The organism is Chitinophaga hostae, from assembly GCF_018224885.1.
GTDB lineage: Bacteria > Bacteroidota > Bacteroidia > Chitinophagales > Chitinophagaceae > Chitinophaga > Chitinophaga hostae.
On the sequence record NZ_JAGTXB010000049.1, the window covers coordinates 1 to 1,276 of the forward strand.

General features: G+C 40.2%; 1 protein-coding gene. It reads right to left on the reverse strand.

Annotated elements, in window-relative coordinates:
• Positions 1–37: 37 nt before the first annotated feature.
• Entirely contained in the window at positions 38–1,237 is a 1,200-nt protein-coding gene (locus KE626_RS34450) for an IS4 family transposase (RefSeq protein WP_211977697.1), read from the reverse strand.
• Positions 1,238–1,276 lie beyond the last annotated feature (39 nt).

Genomic DNA, 1,276 nt, shown 5'->3' on the forward strand with positions numbered 1-1,276 from the left:
CGATTTTTATATAGCAAATATTGTGGGAAGGTCCCCTCTACGTGGAACTCAAAACGGGGTTGTTTACCCTGCGCCATGCCAGATAGGTATCTTTTATAAAACTCAATATCTCCACATAGCTCATTAAATGTAAACGGATCACCGTTATCATATTTGCAAACGACTTTTTCGTTGCAGATTTCTTTCTGATCACCACCATCAATAACTGAGCAATTAATACGCAGTAGATCTGTGTTTTAATTGCATTTTGGCTATCTCCCCAAAAATATCTGAGTGGAAAATTCTGTTTTATCTGTTTAAATAACAGTTCGATCATCCACCTACATTTATAGATACGGGCCACTTGACTGGCACTGATCTTTAAATTGTTTGTTATAAAGACATATACCTGTCCATCTTCTGCTTTATAAGTAACTCTGCGTAAACGTAACCGTACAGGTTCATTTTCCTGTTTGTAACCGACCGTAATAAGCTGATCCTTAACAACTCCTTTGCTTTTGTGTTTCTTTGTCCTGTCTAATAATACTTTACAGACATGATATACCGCGTTTTCTTTCATCCTGGATACAAACCAGACATGGTGCCTGCTCCAGGAATGGAACTGCCGGTAGTCGTTATATGCCTTATCAAATACGATAAAGCTTTCCTGCGGAAGTTTCAGCTTTAACAGGAACTGCCGGTCATGTACTTTGGCTGGCGTCAGGCGTACAAATTCTGTAACCCCACTGAACGCATCCATCATAGCATGTACTTTAATTCCTCCCTTGCGTCTTGCTCCATCCAATCTGGGGCGGCCTACACCGCGCAGAATATCTCCAAATAAGCTAATTGTGCTACTGTCAATGATCTTCAGATTATTTATACTTAATCCCTTTAACCGGCTGTCCGAGATAGATCCATGATACTTCTGTAGTAATTGCTGATAAATAGTGGCAAACACCAGATAGCTTCTGTTACTGTTTGCATCTGAAAGTGTACTCCTGGCTGGAGCCTTATCAAATCCCAGATGGGATAACTTTCCTTCACAAGCCAGTAGACCCTCACAAAGCTCTCTCAAACCATTACAATAACTAAATACACCATATAATAGACTCACCAGGTGAATACGAAGCGGCAACTTTTTGTAATAGCGATTGCTATTGTGCTTGCAGGCCGCATCACGTATCATGGAAGCCGGAATCTGAGATAATATCTGAGACAGAATCGGCTGTCCGGGAAATTTTTTATCTTTATCCAAGTTTATATGTTTAAGGTGTGGTAACCCAAACTTATAAAC